Below are 6066 nucleotides of genomic sequence, written 5' to 3' on the forward strand. Positions count from 1 at the left end.
GGAGTGTAAGATGAGTGATAAGATTTTGCAGCTAACTGATGACGGTTTTGAAAACGATGTAATCAATGCTGCAGGCCCAGTTCTTGTTGATTTTTGGGCAGAATGGTGTGGTCCTTGTAAAATGATCGCCCCTATTTTGGACGAAATCGCAGATGAGTACGAAGGCAAACTCACTATCGGTAAACTGAATATCGACCAAAATGCAGGGACTCCACCCAAATATGGTATCCGCGGTATTCCGACCTTGTTACTGTTTAAAGATGGCGGAGTAGCAGCGACAAAAGTGGGTGCTCTGTCCAAAACGCAACTTAAAGAGTTTTTGGACGCCAATCTATAAGTCGTTCCTGCGATGAGACCGTGCATTTTTATCGATGCACGGTTTTGAATATCAACAAAATCTAGACTAGGCTAATATTTAGTGCTAGATTATCGCACGTTAAATAAACAAGTTTCTCTTCTTGGTCGATCCTGTGACCGAATTCATCTTAACTAAATAACAGATCCTATTTTGACTAAACAAGTATCCACCACCATGAATCTAACAGAACTGAAGAACAGGCCAGTGTCTGATCTTGTTAAACTGGGCGAAAGCTTGGGCCTTGAAAACCTAGCTCGTTTGAGAAAACAAGACATCATCTTCGCCATCCTAAAAGCACACGCCAAAAGCGGTGAAGACATATTTGGCGACGGGGTTCTGGAAATACTTCAAGACGGCTTTGGCTTTTTACGTAGCGCAGATAGCTCTTACTTAGCGGGCCCTGATGACATTTATGTTTCCCCCAGCCAAATCCGTCGCTTTAACCTACGAACGGGTGACTCAATTGCTGGTAAGATTCGTCCACCAAAGGATGGTGAACGATACTTTGCTCTATTAAAAGTCAACACGGTTAATGATGACAAACCAGATAATGCACGGAACAAGATTCTGTTTGAAAACTTAACACCATTGCACGCTAACGAGCGTATGGTGATGGAGCGCGGTAATGGCTCTACAGAAGATATTACAGCGCGTGTTTTAGATCTGGCTTCCCCGATTGGTAAAGGTCAACGTGGATTGATCGTCGCTCCGCCAAAAGCGGGTAAAACGATGTTACTGCAAAATATTGCACAAAGCATTGCATACAATCACCCTGAATGTGAACTCATGGTACTTCTGATTGATGAGCGTCCGGAAGAAGTGACTGAAATGCAGCGTCTAGTGAAAGGTGAAGTAATTGCTTCTACCTTTGATGAGCCAGCATCACGCCATGTTCAAGTGGCAGAAATGGTAATTGAGAAAGCGAAGCGCCTTGTTGAACATAAGAAAGACGTTGTTATCTTGCTGGATTCGATTACCCGTTTGGCACGAGCCTACAACACGGTTGTTCCTTCATCAGGTAAAGTACTAACTGGTGGTGTCGATGCCAATGCACTGCACCGTCCTAAGCGTTTCTTTGGTGCTGCTCGTAATGTTGAAGAAGGTGGTAGTTTAACTATTATCGCCACTGCTCTTGTCGATACTGGTTCTAAGATGGATGAAGTAATATACGAAGAGTTTAAAGGTACGGGTAATATGGAGCTGCACCTAAATCGTAAGATTGCGGAGAAGCGAGTATTCCCAGCGATTGACTTTAACCGCAGTGGTACTCGTCGTGAAGAGCTTCTTACTAAGACAGATGAACTTCAAAAAATGTGGATTCTGCGTAAGATCGTTCATCCTATGGGCGAAATCGACGCAATGGAGTTCTTGATTGATAAACTTGCGATGACCAAAACCAATGATGAATTTTTTGACGCAATGCGGCGTCAATAACAATTTGTGACTCTGAACGCCATCGACATTGTCGGTGGCGTTTTTGTTTGCATTATCGTTTGATAAGTCGCACAATGAAACGAATGTTATAAGGAGGTTAACATGCAACAAGGAATGTTGTCGTCGGTTCTCCTGTGTGCATCTTTATTCATTGGTGTCCCTAGTGCGTATGCCACGGAAATGCAACCTAGAGAGGTTGAGCGGCTAATTGATAATCCACAGATTCATCAAAAAGTTGCAGAGCTGCAGCGCTCGGTGGTCCAAGGTAATGCTGATTCACTTAGTTTTGCACTTGAAAGAATGGCACTTCCTCAGCAAGAGGTCGCTAGATATTTGTTACTGAAAAAGATAGAAGCCAACAATATTCCTTTGACACCGCAGGTGGTACGATTTATCGAGCGGCAAAAAAATATGGCTCCCGTCTACCAAGTGTTGGAAAGGGGGGAAGGATACGAATTTTCCGTTCCAGCATTCAACTACCCAGCCATTGCGAGCCGAATAATTAAGCGCTGGCAGCAAGACACTTTGGCTTTAGAGTTTGTCCTTCAGGCAGAGCGTGGAGAGCTTGACCTCAAGAATTGGTTGTCAGGTGATGAGTATCAAATTCAGGCTAAAGAAGCTTTATTTATACGTGAACTTAACGGCTTATCGTCAAAGGCTATCGAGGGTCTTGTCTCTCAGTTAACGGATGAAACCATTACCAGTTGGCTTCCTTCTTCACAAATTATGGTTGGTTTAGCACAAGCCAGTAGAAACGTGGAAATCTATAAATTGCTTTGGTTGATGAGAGCAGATTATCACAGCCAATCTGAAATACGTCGATTAGCAGAAGTGGGTAATGAATTCGCTATTGCTCAGATAATAAATGCCTCATATAACCCCAGCCTTAAAGAGCAAGCCATTAAAGAATTGGCTCGTATCAAACCTATGACAGAAGAAATCAAAGCGTTTCTAATTGATAGAATGACGTTGCATGATGAAGCATCTATGGTTGCTACTGAGCTTGCTAGCCAAGGTTATACACCTTGGCTCAAAGAGCTTGCCAACGATAATCCGCAAGTGCGTAGTCACGCAATTTTGAATGCCCTATCACAATAGTATTAACCTTATTAAAAAGAGGGATCGTCAAATCTCTCTTTTTGTTATACTGCCCTCAATTTAATCAATCTATAGCAGATCTATGATTTTTAGGGATTTACGCGATTTTATTGTTTACCTTGAACGAGAAGGAAAGCTGAAACGCATTTCTGAGCCTGTTGACCCGCGTTATGAGATGACAGAGATCAGTGATCGCACGTTACGTGCGGGAGGGCCTGCTTTATTGTTTGAGAACCCAATTGGGTACGACATCCCTGTACTGACAAATCTTTTTGGCACAGCTGAAAGGGTGGCAATAGGCATGGGTCGCAAGGATGTTATGGATTTGCGTGAGGTGGGCAAGTTGTTGTCTTACCTGAAAGAGCCTGAGCCGCCTAAAGGTTTTAAAGATGCATTGCAAAAGCTTCCTGTTTTTCGACAGGTGCTTAATATGCCAGTAAAAAGGCTACGAAAAGCTGCATGTCAGCAAGTTATCTTGCAAGGTGATGACGTTGATCTTGATAAGATACCTGTAATGAGTTGTTGGCCTGATGACGTGGCGCCTTTGTTGACTTGGGGGCTAACCATTACTCAAGGGCCCTTTAAAAAACGCCAAAACTTAGGCATTTACCGTCAACAAAAGCTTAGTAAGAATAAAGTAATTATGCGCTGGCTTGCCCATCGAGGGGGAGCGCTCGACCTACAAGATTGGATGGAGTTAAACCCAGGAAAGCCATTTCCGGTTTCTGTCGCATTTGGTGCTGATCCTGCCACCATACTTGGTGCGGTTACGCCTATCCCTGATACTTTGTCAGAGTACGCATTCGCTGGTTTACTGCGCGGAAGTAAAACAGAAGTGGTCAAGTCTATCAGTAATGATCTAGAGGTGCCTGCTAGTGCTGAGATTGTACTTGAAGGCTACATTGATCCCGATGAATATGCGGATGAGGGGCCGTATGGTGATCATACAGGTTACTATAATGAAAAAGAAAGGCACCACGTTTTTACTGTTACTCATATTACCATGCGTAATGACCCCATATACCACAGTACATACACAGGTCGACCACCAGATGAACCAGCAGTATTAGGTGTGGCACTCAATGAGGTTTTTGTGCCGATACTGCAAAAGCAATTTCCAGAAATCATTGATTTTTATTTGCCGCCAGAAGGATGTTCCTATCGCATGGCTGTCGTGACGATAAAAAAACAATACCCAGGGCATGCGAAGCGCGTAATGATGGGGGTTTGGTCTTTTCTTCGTCAATTTATGTACACAAAGTTTGTATTAGTCTGTGATGAAAACGTCAATGCCCGCTGTTGGGATGACATAGTGATAGCAATGTGCAAGCATATGGATCCTGTCGCTGATACTTTGATGATAGATAATACCCCGATAGATTCTCTTGATTTTGCTTCTCCTATTGTGGGTCTTGGCTCCAAAATGGGTCTGGACGCCACGGTTAAGTGGGAGGCTGAAAAGAGTAACACTCTTGAATCATTGCCTGTACATAAAGAAGCTATTTCGAAAGATAAACTCGAGAAATTGTACCAATCCTGCCCTGAAATAGTGGATATAGCAGTACATGAATCTGAGGGAGTCAGTCGCTTTGTGATTCTTTCTATGGTGAAGACTCAGGCAATGCAGTCGAGATTAGTGCTAGATGGTGTGTGGGCGTTTTTAATACAGCATACCAATGCCAAGTTTGTTGTCCTTTGTGATGAGGATGTCAATGTACACGATTGGAACGACATTATATGGGCCATAACAACTAGGATGGACCCATCTCGTGATACTTTTCAGGTTGAAGCAAAAAATGGACAGAGTTCCAAATTAGCTTTGGACGCAACGAAGAAATTTGCGGGTGAAGTGACACGAGATTGGGGGGTGCCGATTAAGAAGGATCCGAGTTTGGTTGCTCAAGTTGATGCGAAGTGGAGTAAGCTCGGTTTGTGATGAATTTATCAACGTCGGCTTTGAGTACAATAGACAATCAGTTAAGAAATCGCGTGCGCGAGCTATTATATAACTAAAAATAACAAATAGCGTATAAGGCCAGAGTTATGCGCAAAGTAATATAGAGCCTACTTAGTCAAGTGGGCTAAAGGAGTACTATGACTATCCAATGCAAAGTAAAGTCTATTGAGCCTTTAGCTTGTAATACCTATCGAATCCTTTTACATCCTGAAGCGCCTGTAAAGTTTAAGGCGGGACAATATTTAACTGTAGTGATGGGAGAAAAAGATAAACGTCCTTTTTCTATAGCAAGCAGTCCTTGTCGTCATCAAGGTGAATTGGAGCTTCATATAGGTGCGGCTGAGCACAATGCTTATGCTATAGAAGTGGTTGATGAGCTGAAAAAAGCTCTTGAAAACGGTTTGGAGATTAGTATCGAAGCTCCACACGGTGATGCTTGGATAAGAGAAGATAGCGAGCGGCCACTGCTTTTGATTGCAGGAGGAACTGGCTTTAGCTATGTGCGTTCAATTTTGGATCACTGCATTGCGCAAAATAAGGCCAATAATATTTATCTTTATTGGGGGGGGCGTGATGAATGCCAACTATACGCGATAACAGAAATGAACGATATCGCTGCCAAGTATGCAAATGTTAAGTTTGTTCCTGTTATAGAGCAAGCCGACTCAAACTGGCAAGGAAAAGTAGGTAATGTTCTTGCGGCCATTAATGAAGACTTTGAATCACTAGATAACTATGACATTTATATAGCAGGTCGTTTTGAGATGGCAGGATCTGCTCGGGAGCAGTTTACTCAAAACAAAGGTGCAAAAACTGAGCGAATGTTTGCAGATGCATATTCATTTATATAGTGTCTGAGACTGACGACTGAATATATGATTAAGGGGGCGTAGCCCTCTTTTTGATTGTGTTGACTACAAATTCATCGAACAGTCTCTATTGGGTAGATTATTTATAATAAATGCTTGCATAACTGCGTTCGATACCTATAATTCGCGTCCACTGATGGGGAATAAAGCATAGAGCTTTAGTCTGTATCAGCGAGGTGAAATTGGCAGCAAAAATTAATTTTAAAAAGTGTTTGACTCTTTAAATTATATCGCTAGAATTCACCTCCGCTTTGAGAGTTAAAGATTTCAAAGCACTGCTCTTTAACAATATAAACCTATCAATCTGTGTGGGCACTCGTTGATGATAATCCAAAAGATTTATCAATGAA

At 42.5% G+C, this 6066-nt stretch carries 5 protein-coding genes; all 5 read left to right on the forward strand.

What is annotated here, in order from left to right; genetic code table 11:
* Positions 1 to 10: 10 nt before the first annotated feature.
* Positions 11 to 337: a thioredoxin TrxA gene (gene trxA, locus QQK21_RS14265; RefSeq protein ID WP_284192856.1), complete on the forward strand. Its 327-nt coding sequence runs from the start codon at positions 11 to 13 to the stop codon at positions 335 to 337.
* 195 nt (positions 338 to 532) lie between these two features.
* Positions 533 to 1792 (forward strand): transcription termination factor Rho, encoded by a 1260-nt coding sequence (rho, locus tag QQK21_RS14270; protein ID WP_284192857.1) that lies wholly within the window; start codon positions 533 to 535, stop codon positions 1790 to 1792.
* A gap of 102 nt (positions 1793 to 1894) precedes the next feature.
* Positions 1895 to 2890: a hypothetical protein gene (locus tag QQK21_RS14275; RefSeq protein WP_284192858.1), complete on the forward strand. Its 996-nt coding sequence runs from the start codon at positions 1895 to 1897 to the stop codon at positions 2888 to 2890.
* Between the two features lie 82 nt (positions 2891 to 2972).
* Entirely contained in the window at positions 2973 to 4826 is a 1854-nt protein-coding gene (gene ubiD, locus QQK21_RS14280) for a 4-hydroxy-3-polyprenylbenzoate decarboxylase (RefSeq protein WP_284192859.1), read from the forward strand.
* Positions 4827 to 4984: 158 nt separating this feature from the next.
* The gene (fre, locus tag QQK21_RS14285) at positions 4985 to 5698 is read left to right on the forward strand and encodes an NAD(P)H-flavin reductase (RefSeq protein WP_284192860.1); all 714 of its coding nucleotides are present in this window, start codon (positions 4985 to 4987) and stop codon (positions 5696 to 5698) included.
* The last annotated feature ends 368 nt before the right edge of the window (positions 5699 to 6066 follow it).

The organism is Vibrio zhanjiangensis (assembly GCF_030161235.1).
Taxonomy (GTDB): Bacteria; Pseudomonadota; Gammaproteobacteria; order Enterobacterales; family Vibrionaceae; genus Vibrio; species Vibrio zhanjiangensis.